Source organism: Vibrio ziniensis (assembly GCF_011064285.1).
Classification (GTDB): domain Bacteria; phylum Pseudomonadota; class Gammaproteobacteria; order Enterobacterales; family Vibrionaceae; genus Vibrio; species Vibrio ziniensis.
Genome location: NZ_CP049331.1, coordinates 886,732 through 904,475, shown reverse-complemented (window position 1 = coordinate 904,475; position 17,744 = coordinate 886,732). Strand labels below are relative to the sequence as shown.

17 protein-coding genes are annotated in these 17,744 nt (G+C 41.7%); 8 read left to right on the top strand and 9 right to left on the bottom strand.

The genetic code is table 11. The features are described from left to right. The first annotated feature begins 419 nt into the window (after nt 1-419). The 4 genes from nagA to asnB all read left to right on the top strand — a co-directional run bounded on the left by nagA (nt 420) and on the right by asnB (nt 6,362). On the top strand, nt 420-1,556 hold the full coding sequence (nagA, locus tag G5S32_RS04120; RefSeq protein ID WP_165310617.1) for an N-acetylglucosamine-6-phosphate deacetylase: 1,137 nt from the start codon (nt 420-422) through the stop codon (nt 1,554-1,556). A gap of 2 nt (nt 1,557-1,558) precedes the next feature. Further along, nucleotides 1,559-2,773, top strand: a complete 1,215-nt coding sequence (nagC, locus tag G5S32_RS04115; protein WP_165310616.1) for a DNA-binding transcriptional regulator NagC — start codon at nt 1,559-1,561, stop codon at nt 2,771-2,773. 102 nt (nt 2,774-2,875) lie between these two features. Then, the gene (locus tag G5S32_RS04110; protein WP_165310615.1) at nt 2,876-4,462 is read left to right on the top strand and encodes a cation:proton antiporter family protein; all 1,587 of its coding nucleotides are present in this window, start codon (nt 2,876-2,878) and stop codon (nt 4,460-4,462) included. 235 nt (nt 4,463-4,697) lie between these two features. Next, the gene (gene asnB / locus G5S32_RS04105) at nt 4,698-6,362 is read left to right on the top strand and encodes an asparagine synthase B (RefSeq protein ID WP_165310614.1); all 1,665 of its coding nucleotides are present in this window, start codon (nt 4,698-4,700) and stop codon (nt 6,360-6,362) included. Between the two features lie 60 nt (nt 6,363-6,422). On the opposite strand, the gene rfaH is transcribed toward asnB, so the two are convergent. After that, on the bottom strand, nt 6,423-6,920 hold the full coding sequence (gene rfaH / locus G5S32_RS04100; RefSeq protein ID WP_165310613.1) for a transcription/translation regulatory transformer protein RfaH: 498 nt from the start codon (nt 6,918-6,920) through the stop codon (nt 6,423-6,425). Nucleotides 6,921-7,232: 312 nt separating this feature from the next. Between rfaH and G5S32_RS04095 the strand changes: the two genes are divergently transcribed. Further along, complete coding sequence (locus tag G5S32_RS04095; RefSeq protein ID WP_165312705.1) at nt 7,233-8,621, top strand: peptide MFS transporter; 1,389 nt, start codon at nt 7,233-7,235, stop codon at nt 8,619-8,621. A 228-nt stretch (nt 8,622-8,849) separates the two neighbouring features. Here G5S32_RS04095 and hemH read toward each other — a convergent pair whose 3' ends face one another. From hemH to htpG, 3 genes are all read right to left on the bottom strand, one after another. Next, the gene (gene hemH, locus G5S32_RS04090) at nt 8,850-9,812 is read right to left on the bottom strand and encodes a ferrochelatase (RefSeq protein WP_165310612.1); all 963 of its coding nucleotides are present in this window, start codon (nt 9,810-9,812) and stop codon (nt 8,850-8,852) included. Between the two features lie 119 nt (nt 9,813-9,931). Continuing rightward, nucleotides 9,932-10,576, bottom strand: coding sequence for an adenylate kinase (gene adk / locus G5S32_RS04085; RefSeq protein WP_165310611.1), 645 nt, complete (start codon nt 10,574-10,576; stop codon nt 9,932-9,934). Nucleotides 10,577-10,914: 338 nt separating this feature from the next. Beyond that, nucleotides 10,915-12,819, bottom strand: coding sequence for a molecular chaperone HtpG (gene htpG, locus G5S32_RS04080; protein WP_165310610.1), 1,905 nt, complete (start codon nt 12,817-12,819; stop codon nt 10,915-10,917). A gap of 286 nt (nt 12,820-13,105) precedes the next feature. Here htpG and G5S32_RS04075 point away from each other — a divergent pair, with 286 nt between their 5' ends. The 3 genes from G5S32_RS04075 to G5S32_RS04065 are packed head-to-tail and all read left to right on the top strand — an operon-like array spanning nt 13,106 to nt 14,794. Further along, on the top strand, nt 13,106-13,996 hold the full coding sequence (locus tag G5S32_RS04075) for a winged helix-turn-helix domain-containing protein (protein WP_165312704.1): 891 nt from the start codon (nt 13,106-13,108) through the stop codon (nt 13,994-13,996). Beyond that, entirely contained in the window at nt 13,993-14,508 is a 516-nt protein-coding gene (locus G5S32_RS04070; RefSeq protein WP_165310609.1) for a regulatory protein ToxS, read from the top strand. Before G5S32_RS04075 ends, G5S32_RS04070 begins: the two co-directional genes overlap by 4 nt. A gap of 7 nt (nt 14,509-14,515) precedes the next feature. Beyond that, nucleotides 14,516-14,794, top strand: coding sequence for an Rdx family protein (locus G5S32_RS04065; RefSeq protein ID WP_165310608.1), 279 nt, complete (start codon nt 14,516-14,518; stop codon nt 14,792-14,794). 46 nt (nt 14,795-14,840) lie between these two features. Here G5S32_RS04065 and yfcE read toward each other — a convergent pair whose 3' ends face one another. The 5 genes from yfcE to G5S32_RS04040 are packed head-to-tail and all read right to left on the bottom strand — an operon-like array spanning nt 14,841 to nt 17,719. Then, nucleotides 14,841-15,389, bottom strand: coding sequence for a phosphodiesterase (yfcE, locus tag G5S32_RS04060; protein WP_165312703.1), 549 nt, complete (start codon nt 15,387-15,389; stop codon nt 14,841-14,843). Between the two features lie 45 nt (nt 15,390-15,434). Next, the gene (locus G5S32_RS04055) at nt 15,435-15,842 is read right to left on the bottom strand and encodes a CBS domain-containing protein (protein WP_165310607.1); all 408 of its coding nucleotides are present in this window, start codon (nt 15,840-15,842) and stop codon (nt 15,435-15,437) included. After that, nucleotides 15,839-16,189, bottom strand: coding sequence for a P-II family nitrogen regulator (locus G5S32_RS04050; RefSeq protein ID WP_042486396.1), 351 nt, complete (start codon nt 16,187-16,189; stop codon nt 15,839-15,841). Before G5S32_RS04050 ends, G5S32_RS04055 begins: the two co-directional genes overlap by 4 nt. Further along, a complete protein-coding gene (locus tag G5S32_RS04045; RefSeq protein WP_165310606.1) occupies nt 16,179-16,988 on the bottom strand; it encodes a DUF1538 domain-containing protein in 810 nt (269 codons plus the stop codon). Before G5S32_RS04045 ends, G5S32_RS04050 begins: the two co-directional genes overlap by 11 nt. Further along, on the bottom strand, nt 16,985-17,719 hold the full coding sequence (locus G5S32_RS04040) for a DUF1538 domain-containing protein (protein ID WP_165310605.1): 735 nt from the start codon (nt 17,717-17,719) through the stop codon (nt 16,985-16,987). Before G5S32_RS04040 ends, G5S32_RS04045 begins: the two co-directional genes overlap by 4 nt. Between the last annotated feature and the right edge of the window lie 25 nt (nt 17,720-17,744).

The window sequence follows — 17,744 nt, the reverse complement described above, 5'->3', positions numbered from 1 at the left end:
AGTCATAGTCAGTGTATGACAATAATTTTGCTCCGCAAATTAAAAGCTCATCAATTGTGACCGTAATCACCTCAAATAGGCATAATTCAAGGTTTTTGCTAGCGAGATCATAAAACTTATTTTACAATATAAAAAAACATTAATTTATCGGTATTATGCGACTAATAACTAAGTGATGTAATCTCTTATATCAAAAGAGATTATACCGATAAAAAACCTATTTGCTGATTACATAAATGGGGCAAATATGGCACTTAATAATCAGCTGGGGGCTCCCTTTTGGTGACCGCTGAGCATAAAGATATTTCGCGATTTGATAAAAGTTAGTAAAGAGTGAGCCCATCACATACTCTTTAAAGGCAATATCTGTTTATCGCTCCTAAAATTATAGAATGTCTATCGACGAGGATTTGTTAATTATGTACGCACTAACTAACTGTAAGGTATTCACAGGCAGCGATATACTGACTGATCATGCTGTTATCATTAATGCTGATACAATTCATGCCATTATCCCTGAACACAATCTTCCGAGTGACATAGAGCGCAAAGATCTTAACGGTGCAAACCTGAGCCCGGGCTTTATTGATTTGCAGCTAAACGGCTGTGGCGGCGTAATGTTTAATGATGAAATTACAGCAGACACTATCCATACCATGCACCTAGCTAACCTGAAATCGGGTTGTACTAGCTTCTTACCAACGCTTATTACCTCTTCAGATGACAACATGCGCCAAGCCATTGCAGCAGAGCGCGAGTATCGCCTAAAGTACAGCAATCATTCACTAGGACTTCACTTAGAAGGCCCTTATCTGAACATTGAGAGAAAAGGCATCCACAGCGTAGACTTTATTCGCGAGTCAGATGAAGCCATGATCAATTTGATGTGTGAAAACAGTGATGTTATTACCAAAGTGACTCTGGCTCCTGAGAACAATAACCCACAACACATTGAGAAATTAGCCAAAGCAGGCATTGTTGTCTCTATTGGTCATACTAACGCAACATATCAGGAAGCTCGTAAAGGCTTTGAGTCCGGTATTACCTTCGCCACTCACTTGTTCAATGCAATGACACCAATGCAAGGTCGTGAACCTGGTGTTGTGGGCGCTATTTTTGACACACCAGAAGTTTACACTGGCATTATTGCCGACGGATTCCACGTTGATTACGCAAACATCCGTATTGCCCATAAGATCAAAGGTGAAAAGCTCGTATTAGTGACAGATGCCACAGCTCCTGCAGGTGCTGAGATGGATTACTTTATTTTTGTCGGTAAGAAAGTATATTACCAAGATGGCAAGTGTATCGATGAAAACGGCACACTTGGCGGCTCAGCCCTTACTATGATTGAAGCGGTTCAAAATACGGTTGAGCATGTCGGCATCGCTTTAGATGAAGCTCTAAGAATGGCTACTTTGTATCCAGCAAAAGCAATTAAGGTTGACCATAAATTAGGTCGTATTAAACAAGGCATGATTGCCAACCTGACTGTTTTTGACCGTGACTTCAATGTAAAAGCGACTGTGGTTAACGGACAATACGAGCATAAGTAATAATGAATGGCGGACAAATAGGTAACGTAGATCTAGTCAAGCAGCTAAATAGCGCTGCAGTATATCGATTAATAGACCAACAAGGTCCTATTTCTCGAATCCAGGTTGCCGATGTGAGTCAACTTGCTCCAGCAAGTGTGACAAAAATAACCCGCCAACTTTTAGAGCGCGGCCTTATAAAAGAGGTCGCCCAACAAGCTTCTACCGGTGGTCGGAGAGCAATCTCTCTGACCACTGAAGTCGATCCATTCCACTCAATCGCAGTGCGTTTAGGACGTGACTATATCCAATTCAGCCTGTTTAACTTAGGTGCCAAAGAGATTGCCTCTGATTTCCAAGAATTTCTCTATACCAGTCAGAGCGAACTCGTGGATGGTCTTTTGAGTCATCTTAAAAATTTCACAAATCAACATACATCATCAATAAGCCAACTTATTGCTATCGGCATCGCTTTACCAGGTTTGGTGAATCCAGAAACTGGTGTGGTTGAATACATGCCAAATGTCAAAATTAATGCTTTGCCTTTAGGTGAAATAATTAAAAACAATTTCCACGTAGAGTGCTTTGTGGGCAATGATGTAAGAGGAATGGCCCTAGCTGAGCACTATTTTGGTGTCAGCCAAGACTGTCAAGATTCGATATTGGTCAGTGTCCATCGAGGTACAGGCGCTGGCATCATAGTTAATGGACAAGTGTTCTTGGGGTATAATCGAAACGTAGGTGAAATTGGGCATATTCAAATTGATCCTTTAGGCGAACAATGCCAATGCGGCAATTTCGGATGTTTAGAAACCGTCGCGGCAAATCCAGCCATCGTAAATAGAGTGAATAAATTGATTGCTCAAGGCTACGAGTCTAGCCTTTCACAAGTAGATGCAATTACTATTCATGAGATCTGTGAGCATGCCAATAATGGTGATGAGCTTGCAAAACAAGCTTTGGTGAAAGTAGGTAACCAGTTGGGTAAAGCGATTGCCATTACTATTAACTTGTTTAACCCACAAAAAGTTATCATTGCGGGTGCAATTACAAAAGCGAAAGACATCCTATTCCCTGCAATTCAGCGCAATGTGGAAAATCAGTCTCTGAAATCGTTCCATACTAATTTGCCAATAGAAGCTTCATTGCTAGATGCACAACCAACTTTAAGCGCTTTTGCCATGATCAAGCGTGCGATGCTCAATGGTGTATTGTTACAAAAACTTCTAGAAGATTAAGACTTATCTACATTGGTATAAGCAACTGATTACCCTATAATGAGAGGCTGTGTTTAATTAATAAGCACAGCCTTTTTTATATCTGGGAAGCAACTATTACCAATGGAAATTATTCTAATTACAACGGCATTCATCGCTGGTTTTATTGCGCTAAAATGCAATCTCCCTCCCCTTGTGGGATTTCTTATCGCTGGTTTTGCCTTACATGCCTTTGGCTTTGAATCAAACGACACAATATCTGTTTTAGCCGATCTCGGTGTAACCTTGCTTCTGTTTACTATCGGTTTAAAGCTAGATGTCAAAACCCTGTTAGCAAAAGAAATTTGGGCTGGGGCAACTATCCACAACCTATTATCAACCGCTGTGTTTAGTATTATTCTTATAGGATTCAAATACCTTGGTTTGGATAGCCTCGCACAGGTCTCTGTATCTAGTATCATTCTGCTGGGATTTGCCCTTTCATTTTCAAGTACAGTCTTTGCTGTAAAGTCTTTGCAAGAAAAAGGAGAGATGAATGCTATCTATGGCACTATAGCCATAGGCATTCTAGTCATGCAGGATATTTTCGCTGTTGTTTTCTTAACAGTTTCAACAGGTAAGATTCCAGAATGGTATGCTATCACCCTATTCTTGCTTCCTATTGTCCGCCCTTTGTTCTTTAAAGTATTAGATTGGGTCGGTCATGGAGAAATGCTGGTTCTAGCTGGAATATTCTTTGCTTTAGTCATAGGCGCTGGTTTATTCGAATTTGTTGGTATGAAGCCGGATTTAGGCGCACTAATCTTAGGTATGATGTTAGCCGGCCACGCTAAAGCTTCCGAGCTTTCAAAATCTCTTTTCAACATGAAAGAACTGTTTCTTGTCTGCTTCTTCTTAAATATTGGCTTATCAGAACAGCCAACCGTTACGGGCTTCTTGCTTTCACTTTTGTTGTTACTACTGCTGCCGCTTAAAGGTATTTTGTACTTCTTAGTGTTAAATAAATTCCGATTCCGAGTTCGAACTTCCCTGCTGGCAACGATTTCACTATTCAACTTCAGCGAGTTTGGGCTGATCGTAGGTGGTCTTGCCTTTAAAATGGGCTGGCTATCAGGAGATATACTCGTCGCTCTTGCGATTTCTGTTCCCTTATCTTTTATTGTTACAGCCCCAATTGTTCGCAAAGGACATGAGATCTACCATTACTCTGCACAATGGTTAAAAGAACAAACGGCTGAGCGAATTAATATCCGCGACAGATTTATCAATCCAGGTAGCTCTCAACTGCTGATCCTTGGAATGGGGCGTATCGGTACAGGTGCCTACGAGGAATTTCATGCTCGTTATGGAAAAATCTGTTTGGGTGTAGAACTAAGAGAAGATGCCGCTCAGCAACATAGGAACGAAGGCAGAAACGTTATTTCTGGCGACGCTACCGACCCTGACTTCTGGGAAAGGATACTAGATACAGGCAACGTTAAAATGGTGCTACTGGCTATGCCGCACCATCAGGCGAATCAGATAGCTCTTGAGCAACTGAAAAAACGCTCATTCAACGGGCAAATTGCAGCAATTGCAGAATATCCCGATCAACTGGATAACTTGATAGAGAAAGGCGCGCATGCAGCGTTTAACATCTATCGAGAAGCTGGGTCTGGTTTTGCTCGCCATGTTTGTGAACAATTGCAGCCAGACTTCATAAAATACTAGCATCAAGCTTTCTGACTGATATTAGAAAAAAGAGCACTAAGTGCTCTTTTTTTCATTCTAAGTGGTGTTTTTTTCGTCATTATCTAGATCTCATCCAACAAAACAAAGCAAAAGTTAAATAACATTTACCTTTAATGAATTTATTTAAAAATTTTATCAATTATGGGTTGTTTTTTTTAATCAAAATGGCAAATTGGAGCCATCTGATTAAAACTCGTTTACTAAGGGAAGTTGTATGTGCTCTATCTTTGGCATCTTGGACATCAAAAGTGATGCAGCTGCGCTACGTCCAGTGGCATTGGAAATGTCGAAAAAACTCCGTCACCGTGGTCCAGACTGGTCCGGTATCTATGCATCTGACAAGGCAATTTTAGCGCACGAGCGTTTAGCTATTGTTGGTCTAAATAGCGGAGCGCAACCTCTATACAGTCCAGACAAGAAACTTATTCTTGCGGTAAACGGTGAGATTTATAACCACAAAGAAATTCGCGCTCGTTACGAAGGCAAGTACGAATTCCAAACTGATTCTGACTGTGAAGTTATCTTGGCATTATATCAAGACAAAGGTGTAGACCTTCTTGAAGAGCTAAACGGTATCTTTGCTTTCGTTCTTTATGATGAAGAGAAAGACGAATACTTAATCGGTCGTGACCACATTGGTATTATCCCTCTTTACCAAGGTCAAGATGAGCACGGTAACTATTACGTTGCTTCCGAGATGAAAGCTCTTGTTCCAGTGTGTAAAACTCTGAGCGAATTCCCTCCAGGTAGCTATTACAGCTCTAAAGATAAAGAACCAACGCGTTACTACGTACGTGACTGGAACGAATACGCAGCGGTAAGTGGTAACACTACCAGTAAAGAAGAACTGACAGCCGCTCTAGAAGCCGCCGTTAAACGTCAATTGATGACTGACGTACCTTATGGCGTACTTCTGTCAGGTGGTTTGGATTCATCCATTACTTCTGCGGTAGCAAAACGCTATGCAGCAATGCGTATTGAAGATGATGAGAAATCTGAAGCATGGTGGCCACAACTTCACTCATTCGCGGTGGGTCTTGAAGGAGCTCCAGATCTTAAAGCTGCTCGTGAAGTGGCTGAAAAAATCGGTACCGTTCACCATGAGTTCACTTACACCATTCAAGAAGGTCTTGATGCTATCCGTGATGTGATTTACCACATTGAAACCTACGATGTAACAACCATTCGTGCATCTACGCCTATGTACTTAATGGGTCGTAAGATTAAAGCTATGGGTATCAAAATGGTTCTATCTGGTGAAGGTGCTGATGAAATCTTTGGTGGTTACTTATACTTCCACAAAGCGCCAAACGCTCAAGAGTTCCACGAAGAAACCGTTCGTAAACTTCTTGCTCTAAACATGTTTGACTGTGCTCGTGCCAACAAATCTCTTGCTGCATGGGGTGTCGAAGGTCGCGTACCTTTCCTAGACAAAGAGTTTATTGATGTAGCTATGCGCCTAAACCCTGCAGATAAAATGTGTGGTAACGGCAAAATGGAAAAACACATTCTTCGTGAGTGTTTTGAGCACTATCTACCAGAATCCATCGCATGGCGTCAAAAAGAGCAGTTCTCTGACGGTGTTGGTTACAACTGGATCGATACGCTAAAAGCAACGGCTGAAGCAAAAGTCACTGATCAGCAAATGGAGACAGCTCAATACCGTTTCCCATACAACACGCCAACGACAAAAGAAGGCTATGTGTATCGTGAAATATTCGAAGAGTTGTTCCCGCTAGAGTCAGCAGCTCAATGTGTACCTGGTGGTCCTTCAGTAGCCTGTTCTTCAGCTAAAGCGATCGAATGGGATGAATCATTCAAGAACTGTATCGATCCATCAGGTCGTGCAGTGAAAGCCGTTCACCACGAAGCTTACTAAGTTCAATAAATATTAAAAGGCGCCTATGGCGCCTTTTTTGTTTCAGTTCTTCTTACAAAGCTACTTCAAATCTAAGTCTTTATTATCAATGCTCATAACAATCGGTTGGTTGATGAGCTTAATTAACATCAGCGAGCGTGTTTCACCATCAGCTTCATGGTAAATAGCTTCTATTCCAGAAAACTGACCGCCAGTCACTTTGAGAACTTGTCCCTGCTGTGGTGTTCTAGAAGTACCCAGACTTTGCTCACTGGTATCCATCTGTTTAAGCTCATAAATTAGAGAACCTTGCAGCTCTTTAGGCTGAGCACCAAATCGAATAAAGTCAGCAACACCACGCGTTGAACGCACAGTGGTAAAAGTAGGGCCATCTTCGAAATCAAAACGAACAAACATGTAGCAAGGAAAAAGAGGTTCTCTTACTGACTGTCGTTTTCCTCGAAGTATTTTTTCAATCGTCACTTCTGGGTAATAACACTCAACGCCTTGATTTTCCAGATGGGCTTTAGCTCTAAGCTGTTCACCTCTTTTACAATAGAGTAGATACCAACGTTTCATATTCTTAACCAATAAAACTTTTGGCAATGCTATCACTATGGCTATGCATAGTCATGATTAAAGACATTCACACAGCAGTCTTGTGACTTAACTGATGATATAAACACCACTATTTATCTACATAACATCCTTCCAGTAAAAAATTAGTTTCCACAAATGATAACACTCTCGAATATCCCGAAATAACAATACAGAGCAGAACGAAAAACCAACAATCACACTAATTTACAAAATTAAATCATTTGAAATATCTTTACGACCAATGTATATCTATCGCCCACTAAAAATATAACGATGACTTTAGTATCTACTATGCAAAACCAACAGCAATATTTTGGTCACCCTCGTGGCCTATTCCTTTTATTTAGCACAGAGCTTTGGGAACGTTTCTCTTACTATGCAATGAGAGCTATCTTAGTTCTTTATTTAACTGACGCGACTATCAATGGTGGTCTTGGTTGGTCAACGAAAGACGCTCTTGATCTGTACGGTACTTATACTGGCTTGGTATACATCACTCCGCTTATTGGTGGTTACCTAGCTGATAACTATCTTGGGCAGCGCCGTTCAATTTTGATTGGTGGTGCACTCATGGCTATTGGTCAGTTCACCCTAGCAATGCCTGCTGAGGCTATCGGTATTGCACCGATGCACTCATTCTACCTAGGTCTTGGTCTGCTTATTGCGGGTAACGGTCTATTTAAGCCAAATATTTCTACAATGGTGGGTGACCTATACCAAGAAGGTGATAACCGTCGTGATGGCGCATTTACTATTTTCTATATGGGTATCAACATCGGCGCCTTACTTGCTGGTGTTGTTGCGGGTTCAGTTACTAACTCTTTTGGTTGGAAAGCGGGCTTCGTCGCAGCTGGTATTGGTATGTTAATCAGTCTAGTTATGCAAATGACCCTAGCTCAATCATGGTTAGGTAACATTGGTAAAGTACCTGCTGCAAAACGAGCAATGGAAAAAACCAAGTCGCAAACAAAACAGCCGTTGACTAAAGAAGAATTTGATCGCATCAAAGTCATCTTAATTATGAGTCTGTTTACTATTGTTTTCTGGGCTGGCTTCGAACAAGCTGGTGGTCTGATGAACATCTACACCCAGCAGTATACAGACCGTATGATTGGTAGTTTTGAAATACCAGCAGCATGGTTCCAATCACTAAACCCATTCTTCATTATTACTCTGGCTCCAGTACTTGCTGTGTTCTGGGTAAAATTGGGTAAACGAGAACCTAACTCTCCTGTTAAATTCGCTCTTGCGATGTTCTTCCTCGCTCTTGGCTTCCTATGTATGGTAGGTGCGGTACTAGAGCAAGGTGGTGATACATCAGTTAAAACATCAATGCTTTGGTTGGTTGGTGCATTCTTCTTCCATACTCTGGGCGAACTATGCCTGTCTCCAATCGGTTTATCACTGGTTACTAAGTTAGCTCCGCTACGTCTTGCATCTCTAATGATGGGCGCTTGGTTCGGCTGTAATGCTATTGCAAACTACGTAGCTGGTTACGTGGGTTCACATGTGGGTGAGCTTGGTGCTATGGCTATCTTTAGTGGTATTGCAGTAACTGCCACAGTATCTGGAGCCATCTTACTGTTGTTTGCGAACAAATTGGTATTTTGGATGCACGGTGCAGAAGGCTATGTTGAAGCTAGCTCGGAAGAGAAACAGGCTGAAGTTCAACCAGCTTAACCAAGTTTCAAATAGCAAAAAGGACCACTTAATGTGGTCCTTTTTTATTTCTGTGAGCAATATTCAACTCATTATACCATTTGGGAAAATTTCCTGAGCAGTGAATGGGCGTCGATAAGCAAACCCACCGAGCCATGAATGGCTCGGTGGGGCTTCAAGGACGAATGAATGCGCGTTTGCGTTTGACGCCCATTCGTTGTTCTAGCGATGCTAGGCTTGAACATATTTTTATCTAGGATCGTATACAAGTGCTTTCATCATTTCGATATGAGCATCATCAGCATTCAAACAAGGAATGTAATTGAACACCTCACCACCCGCTTCTAAAAACAACTCTTTGTTCTCCCCCGCAATCTCTTCCAGTGTTTCCAAACAATCCACAGAAAATGCAGGACAAAGGATATCTATTTTCTTAATACCTTTTTCAGGTAACGATTCCATCGTCTTATCAGTATAAGGCTGTAACCACTCTTCTTTACCAAATTGAGACTGGTAAGTCATAAGTACTTTATCTTCATCTAAGCCTAATTCCTGAGCCAACAAACGCGTAGTTTCAGTACAATGCTGAGGATAGATGTCACCGTTATCAGCGTACCGTTTCGGAATTCCATGGTACGAACAAACCAACAAGTCTCCTTTCCCTTTTGTATTCCATGAATCACGGACACTGTTTGCTAGCGCTTGTATATAGAGAGGATGATTGTAGTAATCACGGATAAACTTAATCTCAGGAATAGTCGGTATCGTTTTAAGAGCTTTAGCTAATCCATCGAAGACTGCAGCCGTCGTAGAAGAAGAATATTGAGGATACAAAGGTAGTACAATAACCTCTTCAACACCTTGTTGTTGAAGTTTCTCTAAGCCAGCACTCAAACTCGGCTGACCATAAGTCATTCCAACTTCAACAGGTAAGCCGGTGAGATTTTTGAGTTTTTCTCTTTGGCGCAGAGAGTAAACCATCAAAGGGGAGCCTTCATCCATCCAGATAGATTCGTACAGCTTAGCTACACGAGGGGAACGTCGAGGCAAAATGAAACAATGAAGAATGGGATACCATTTCCACGGGCTGAGATCGACCACTCGTTGATCATGAAGAAATTCAGACAAAAAGCGTTTTACTTCAGTGGGAGTAGGAGCTTGTGGTGTGCCTAAGTTGGCTAATAAGACACCTTGTTTTTTTATAGTTTGCATAGCGTCCTTTTATTTGTATGACTAACTTAGTAGCCCATAAAATTTATATAAAAAAAGCGACCTTACGGCCGCTTAACTATAACAAAATTCTTAAAAATTTTGATAATAGGTATTAGCTATTATGCTAATGCCTTTTCGATATCAGCACTTACTTCAGTAACTTGCTTAGTACCATCAAATTTAAGGTACTTAGTGTTACCTGCAGCTGCTTCTTTACCGTAGTATGAGATAAGTGGTGCAGTTTGGCTGTGGTATACACCTAGACGTGCACGTACTGTTTCTTCTTTGTCGTCATCACGAACAACAAGATCTTCACCAGTTACGTCATCTTTACCTTCAACTTTAGGCGGGTTGTACACAACATGGTACGTACGACCAGAAGCTAGGTGAGCACGGCGACCAGCCATACGCTCAACGATCACATCGTCAGCTACGTCAAATTCAATTACGTAGTCAACATCGATACCCATTTCTTTTAGGCCGTCAGCCTGAGGGATAGTGCGTGGAAAACCATCCAGTAGGAAGCCTTTTTCGCAGTCATCTTGTGCGATACGCTCTTTGATTAGACCAAGAATGATTTCATCAGAAACTAGCTGACCAGCATCGATTACAGATTTCGCTTGTTTACCAAGTTCTGTACCTGCTTTGATAGCGGCACGTAGCATGTCACCAGTAGAGATTTGTGGAATACCGAACTTCTCCATGATGAATTGAGCTTGTGTACCTTTACCAGCACCTGGAGCACCTAGAAGAATGATGCGCATGTTTAATCCTCTTTAGAAAATAATATTTATACCGAAGCTCACAATACCCTTATCCTTTAGGGAAAAATCCTTTAATAGACGGACGGTAAGTTTCGGTATAACAGTTGATACAGCGAGCGACTGCAAGCTGGCGTGCAAAATACACGCGTTGATAATCTTGTTCAAGCTTTGCATTCTATCACATAAATTTGCCTCTCTGGCGAATCTAAGACTAAAGAATGCAAACGAGCGTTTAAGTCTGAAACATAATCATTACATTTCCACACAAATACGCGACGTTTAGCCACTTTTTAATAAAAAAGCCCGCAGTTCGCGAGCCTTTTTATTCATTAAATGTATTAAACCTTAGTCAGAAGCTGGTTCATAGCTCCTAGGAACTGAGAAGGATCTGTCATTGAACCACGCTCAGCTAACATTGCCTGCCCCAGTAAGACTTCAACCCAGCGACCAAATGCGACTTCATCTGCTTCGTCAGACATCATCTTAACTAAAGCGTGATCAGGGTTAATCTCAAAAATGTACTTCACTTCGGGAACGGCTTGACCAGCCGCTTCCAACAGCTTCGCCATTTGTGTACCCATCTCAAAGTCGTCGGTCACAACAACTGCAGGAGTAGTTGCAAGCTTGAATGTAGTGCGAACATCTTTCACACGGTCACCCAAGTAGCCTTTGATTCTCTCAACGACAGACTTGAACTCTTGTTCTGTCTCTTTGTGCTTTTCTTTTTCTGCTTCGTCTTCGAATTTACTTAGGTCAAGACCCGCTTTGGTGATTGATTGGAACTGCTTACCATCGAACTCAGTTAAGTAATTCATCAACCACTCATCAATACGATCAAACATCAGAACGACTTCGATACCCTTCGCTTTAAACTGCTCAAGGTGCGGACTGTTCTTCGCAGCTGCATAGCTGTCAGCCGTTAAGTAGTAGATTTTATCTTGGCCTTCTTTCATGCGTTCAACATACGAAGCAAGACCTATGGTTTGTTCAGCAGAGTCTAACTCAGTTGAAGCAAAGCGTAATAGACCGGCAATTTTCTCTTTGTTTGCCATGTCTTCCGCTGGGCCTTCTTTCATTACTAGGCCAAACTGTTTCCAGAATGTTTGATATTTTTCTGCATCATTGCTTGCCATGCGCTCAAGCATAGTGAGCACTCGTTTGCTACACGCATTACGCAGAGACTGAGTCACTTTGTTGTCTTGCAGAATTTCGCGTGACACATTTAATGGCAAATCGTTTGAATCGATCAAACCGCGCACAAAACGAAGGTAAGATGGCATGAACTGCTCTGCATCATCCATGATAAACACGCGTTGCACATACAGTTTCAAACCTGACTTGTGGTCGCGATTCATCATGTCCCAAGGCGCTTTCGAAGGAATATATAGCAGACTGGTGTAGTCATTTTTACCTTCAACCTTGTTGTGGCTCCAAACTAATGGTTCTGCAAAGTCGTGAGACACGTGTTTGTAGAACTCTTGATATTCTTCATCACTAATATCAGATTTGCTGCGAGTCCATAGCGCTTGCGCTTTGTTGATTTGTTCCCACTTTTTGTTGCCAGTTTCTTTACCTTCGTCGTCACGGTCTTCCGTTTGAATGAAAACTGGAATACCAATGTGGTCAGAGTATTTAGAAATGACATCACGCAGACGCCATTCTGATAGGAACTCTTCACCCTCGTCACGAAGATGCAAAATGATGTCCGTACCACGGCTCGCCTTTTCGATCGACTCAACCGTGTACTCACCTTCGCCTTCTGAATGCCACTGCACGGCTTCATTGCTCGCAGCACCTGCTACGCGAGTTCGAACCGTCACTGCATCAGCAACGATAAATGCCGAATAGAAACCAACACCGAACTGACCGATTAATTGAGAATCTTTGGTTTGCTCATCAGAAAGCTTAGAGAAAAACTCTGCTGTACCCGATTTCGCGATGGTACCCAGATGGTCAATCACGTTTTCGCGAGTCATACCGATACCGTTATCAGAGATCGTTATCGTTTTTGTCTCTTTATCGAATGACAGTTTAACGCCAAGGTCAGCATCACCTTGATAAAGTTCTGGATTTGATAGTGCTTGGAAACGCAGCTTATCTGCAGCGTCTGAAGCATTAGAAATCAACTCACGAAGGAAAATCTCTTTGTTTGAATACAAAGAGTGAATCATCAGATGAAGTAATTGCTTAACTTCCGATTGAAAGCCGCGAGTTTCTTTGTTTGCTGTCGTTGTTTCGCTCATTTTAGCTCCGTAACATTAGAGATATCTAACCACTTTCGCAAAAAAGCTAGTTAGGTCAGAAATATAACCAATCTGCTAAATAAGTAAGGTCACCAAATGTAAATTCAAGGTCAGCAATATCAAAAAACACTGTTTTTTTTACCTATATTGATTATCCTTGGAACGATTTATATCAAGGAAGATAAATTTTAATTGCAGTCTTAACTCCTTCTTAACGCGTTAGCATGGAGACTATCCCTTAGTTAGTAGTGATTTAAGACTATAAAAAAAAATGAAGCAGATATTAATGACTGGCATTGGTACAAAATTTCTTCTTGCAAATAGATTTACTTTCGATTCGCTCAGCAATTCACTTGTTGATAACTTTTTTGACGACGAGCTTGTTCGATTAGGGAGCAATGAAAGTCGTATACTCCAGCTCTTCTGCCAACATCCGAATGAAGTGGTTACTCGCAACGAACTGTACGATTTCGTTTGGCGAGAACAAGGTTTTGAAGTTGATGATTCTAGTTTAACTCAGGCAATCTCTACCTTACGTAAGCAGCTTAAAGATCCAACAAAGTCACCAGAGTTTATAAAAACGGTACCCAAACGAGGTTACCAACTCATTTCAAGTGTCGCGATTCTTGCTGATGTGGAAGAAAAAACAGACCAAGATGTGGGCGCAGCTTCGGAACTTATTGAGATGACTAGCCATCTCCCCGAAATTCATTCGGCGCAAACAATCAACGAAGAAATGCTTGTACTTGAGAGTACTGAGCCACAAGTAAAACAAACGAAACAACGCCCAACAAACAAGACTCCGAGTGATATTTTCACTAGGCTACTCATACTATTGTCTATATTGCTGCCCGTTCTGGCTATGTTACTTAGTACCCCTAACCAATCCGAGTTCAAAAAACTCGCTCATTATCATGGCGTAACGGTTGAGACCCCAAAAAGCCATCCAGATCTTGTTGATTGGTTACCTTCTATTGAAATGTGTATCAATAAGTATATTTCTAAGAACCAGAGTGACGTTTTCTTGGAAAAAGTCATCGCTACAGGTGGTAATAATGATGTGTTAGTCCTGAATTACATCCATAAGCCAGAATATTCATCAGCAAATATCACCCTAAAAATTGTTGCTGACCAAGACCAAATAAACAAAGTTTGTCAGCAAGGAGCATCATCATGATTAGAAAAATCGCCACAATGATGTGCATAACTTCCGTTGCTTTTAGCAGCTGGCTTTACTGGGGTAGCGATCTAAAACTCAAACAAGAAATTTCTTCTAGAGAATGGCAGTCCAAAACGGTGATGGTGATAGAAAATTCAAAGTCACATCAATCTATAGGCCCACTACGAAAAGTAGATATAGAATCAAACGTAAAATATTTGTCGAATGGTATTTACTCTCGTTCCTCAACAGTCATTTTGTACTCAAATGGACAAGAAGCAGAAAATATTTTGAACATATCAGAAACGGGAAATTGGGATGTCAGTGATAACTACTTGCTCATTTCACCAACAAAGTTTAGAAATGTTTCACAAAGTCAGAATCAAGATTTCACCCAAGAAGAGCTTGAATTGGTGACACAGTTTTTCAAAATGGATGCTCAGCAAAGCAGACGAGTCGACATCGTCAACAAGAAGACACTGCTGTTAACAAGCCTGAGTCAGGGTTCCATCGTATTATTTAGCAACTAAGGGAAATATGGATAAGGCAAAAATAGACATCTTTTACTGCCGCCAGTGTAACTGGATGTTAAGAGCGACATGGATGAGCCAAGAGCTACTGCATACCTTCAGTGAAGAGATAGAAACTGTATCTCTCCACCCTGATACAGGCGGGCGATATGAGATTTTTTGTAATGGCATACAAATATGGGAGCGCAAAAAAGATGGTGGTTTCCCTGAAGCTAAAGAGCTAAAACAGCGCGTTAGAGATCTCATCGACCCTGAGCGAGATCTCGGTCATTCTGACAGAAAGTAAAAGAAGAGCTCGATATGAGCTCTTCTTTTATTCAAAATCACGTCGTTCAGATTAACGTCTGTGCAATCACTTCCTGGCCTTCGAGAGATAAAACACTCAGTGTGTTTCCGTCAAATAAGCCATAACTTGGTGCGAATCCATTTCGCGGAAAAGTCACTGAACCAGGATTGAAGAAAAAGCCTTTTCCCCAAGCTTGAGCAGACGGAATGTGTGTATGCCCGTGAACTAAAACATCATTTTCTCCCATTGCTGGACATTTTTCTTGATTGTAAGTGTGTCCATGGGTCAGAAAAACTCGTTGCCCAGATTCAAGCACAATCCAAGCGTAATCAGACATCATCGGAAATGACAACAACATCTGGTCCACTTCACTATCGCAGTTACCTCGTACCGCCACTATTTTTGCAGCATAGCCATTGAGTAATTCGGCCACTGCAGCCGGGTTATATCCTTCAGGAATAGGATTCCTCGGCCCATGATTAAGAAGATCCCCAAGTAGAATCAGAGTGTTTGCCTCTGACTGATCAAACAAAGACAACATCTTTTCAGTTGCTGGTAGAGAACCGTGTAAATCGGAAGCAAAAAACAGTTTCATCATAGACCTCTTAGCAAAAACCATACAATTGTAATGGTTTAAAACTTAATCGTCATCTCTTGCCATCCCATTCACTACGATATTGTTATAACTCACCATACCAATCACCTTACCACAATCGATAACTGGAGCCCGACTGATCCCAAAACGTTCGAACAAACGAGCGCAATATTTCACATTCATATCGGGAGATACAGACAGCGCTGGTTTGGTCATAATTTCATAAATATTGGTTCTTTTCGGCGAGCGATTCTTTGCCAAGACTTTCTTTGCGATGTCATTCATCAACACAATTCCATACTCATCATCTTCATGGCGCTTATCGACGATCAGAGCTTTCACCTGATGCTTTTTGGCCAGACGAATACCTTCATAAACCGTGGTTAATCCATCAACCATCACATAGGTGCCTGCCATAACATCTCTTACACGAATTTTGTCTTCTCGATTCATAGATTCTCCTCCACGACTTTCGTTAATCGTTCAACTTGATGCGCAACGCCAACCGCGTCTTCTATATCAATTTGAATGGCAATACCCTGCCCAGACGTGGCATCAAACTCCCCAACTTCATTGATGGTTTCAAGAATATGGCGGGCTAAATGCTCTTCAACAACTAACAAGATAACGTCTTTCTGAACTTCTAAGGTCAAACCAAAAAATGTTCTTTTTTTATTTAGCCCTTCACCTCGCGCGTTATTAATCACCGTAGCACCTGTTGCTCCAGCCTCTCTCGCAGCATCAAGCACTAAGTCCGTTTTGGCATCTTCGACAAATGCTAGAATCAGCTTAAACCGCATTGTCTTTCTCCTTTATAGTTTCATCTGTGCATTCAGATTTTCGATTAAGCCACTGAGTAATTTGTGCATACCCCATGACCGAAATAATAGGAAACAAACTGGCAAACGCGATAAGCCCAAAGCCATCTATCATTGGATTTCGCCCAGGTACAGTGGAAGCTAAACCTAGTCCTAACGCGGCAACAATCGGTACAGTCACGGTAGAAGTCGTAACACCGCCAGAGTCATAAGCCAAAGGCGTGATTAGCTGTGGTGCAAAAAAGGTCTGAATAACGACAACAACGTATCCAGCAATGATGTAGTAATGGATAGGATCGCCCACCACAATCCTGTAGCAGCCAAGAGTGATTCCAATTGCCACGCCTAGTGCCACAGCGACTCTCAAGCCATTGACAGATATCGCACCACCTGAGACTTGATTAGCTTTGATAGCAACCGCAATAAGGGACGGCTCAGCAATGGTGGTACTAAACCCAATAAAAAAAGCGAACAGATACACCCAGTAGTAATCAATCCACTGAAGTTTCTCGCCAAGGCTTATGCGATATTCTGTAAGTAAATCAGGAGATGTTAACTGCATTGCCATGGTTTTACCCAAGGGAAACAAAGCAAACTCCAATCCGAGCAAAAACAGAGTCAGACCAAGTATCACATACACAAATCCCACCAAAACTCTCACTGGGTTTGCTAGCGGTTTCCGCAAAATGACGAATTGAAACCCAGCAATGATCACGGATATCGGGAAAACATCCTGTAACGTAGATATCAATGTTGAATAGAAAATGGTGAATGAAATCATGTCGCTACCATGCCAAAAATCATCACAAAAATCATCGGCAGTAGAGACGCAAAGGCGATAAGACCGAATCCATCAAGCATTGGATTTCTACCTTTGATTGCAGAAGCAAGTCCAATACCCAGAGCGGTCACCAATGGCACGGTAATGGTTGAAGTCGTTACTCCGCCAGAGTCGTAAGCCACACCTATAATGCTAGGTGGAGCAAAGGCAGTCATAATAACCACACAGATATAGCCAATCGCAATCATGTAGTGAATAGGCCAACCTTTAATAATACGAATAACCCCTAACACGATAGCGATACCTACCGATAAGGCGACTGTTAGCCTAAGACCCGTGGCATAGTTTTTCATCTCTTGCTCTGAGTGTGGGATCATCCCACCTTCTGCTGCTACTTTTGCAGCTTCTGTCGCTATGGAAGTAAGTGCAGGCTCCGCAATCGTCGTTCCAAACCCTAAACAAAATGCAAATACCAGTAACCAGAACGCGCTTCCTTTTCTAGCAAAAGCTTGCGCCATGGATTCACCGATTGGAAACAACCCCATCTCCAAGCCAAAAATAAAAAAGGTCAGTCCCAGAACAACCAGAAGCAAACCGAATAGCACACTTAAAAAATTGGGAAGCACATTTTGCAAAACAACTAATTGGAAAAAGGCTATAACAATGATGATTGGCATCAAATCTCGCATGCTAGCTAACATCGCTTTAAAAAGTGCCGCCAATCCCGACATACTTCCCCCTTTCTTTTGCTATAAA

Coding starts and splice junctions, on each gene's coding strand:
- G5S32_RS04045 (WP_165310606.1), bottom strand. CDS start 16,988: ATGATTTCATTCACCATTTTCTATTCAACATTGATATCTACGTTACAG.
- G5S32_RS04070 (WP_165310609.1), top strand. CDS start 13,993: ATGATTAGAAAAATCGCCACAATGATGTGCATAACTTCCGTTGCTTTT.
- yfcE (WP_165312703.1), bottom strand. CDS start 15,389: ATGAAACTGTTTTTTGCTTCCGATTTACACGGTTCTCTACCAGCAACT.
- G5S32_RS04075 (WP_165312704.1), top strand. CDS start 13,106: ATGACTGGCATTGGTACAAAATTTCTTCTTGCAAATAGATTTACTTTC.
- G5S32_RS04040 (WP_165310605.1), bottom strand. CDS start 17,719: ATGTCGGGATTGGCGGCACTTTTTAAAGCGATGTTAGCTAGCATGCGA.
- G5S32_RS04055 (WP_165310607.1), bottom strand. CDS start 15,842: ATGAATCGAGAAGACAAAATTCGTGTAAGAGATGTTATGGCAGGCACC.
- adk (WP_165310611.1), bottom strand. CDS start 10,576: ATGCGCATCATTCTTCTAGGTGCTCCAGGTGCTGGTAAAGGTACACAA.
- rfaH (WP_165310613.1), bottom strand. CDS start 6,920: ATGAAACGTTGGTATCTACTCTATTGTAAAAGAGGTGAACAGCTTAGA.
- hemH (WP_165310612.1), bottom strand. CDS start 9,812: ATGCAAACTATAAAAAAACAAGGTGTCTTATTAGCCAACTTAGGCACA.
- G5S32_RS04110 (WP_165310615.1), top strand. CDS start 2,876: ATGGAAATTATTCTAATTACAACGGCATTCATCGCTGGTTTTATTGCG.
- asnB (WP_165310614.1), top strand. CDS start 4,698: ATGTGCTCTATCTTTGGCATCTTGGACATCAAAAGTGATGCAGCTGCG.
- G5S32_RS04050 (WP_042486396.1), bottom strand. CDS start 16,189: ATGCGGTTTAAGCTGATTCTAGCATTTGTCGAAGATGCCAAAACGGAC.
- nagA (WP_165310617.1), top strand. CDS start 420: ATGTACGCACTAACTAACTGTAAGGTATTCACAGGCAGCGATATACTG.
- G5S32_RS04095 (WP_165312705.1), top strand. CDS start 7,233: ATGCAAAACCAACAGCAATATTTTGGTCACCCTCGTGGCCTATTCCTT.
- htpG (WP_165310610.1), bottom strand. CDS start 12,819: ATGAGCGAAACAACGACAGCAAACAAAGAAACTCGCGGCTTTCAATCG.
- nagC (WP_165310616.1), top strand. CDS start 1,559: ATGAATGGCGGACAAATAGGTAACGTAGATCTAGTCAAGCAGCTAAAT.
- G5S32_RS04065 (WP_165310608.1), top strand. CDS start 14,516: ATGGATAAGGCAAAAATAGACATCTTTTACTGCCGCCAGTGTAACTGG.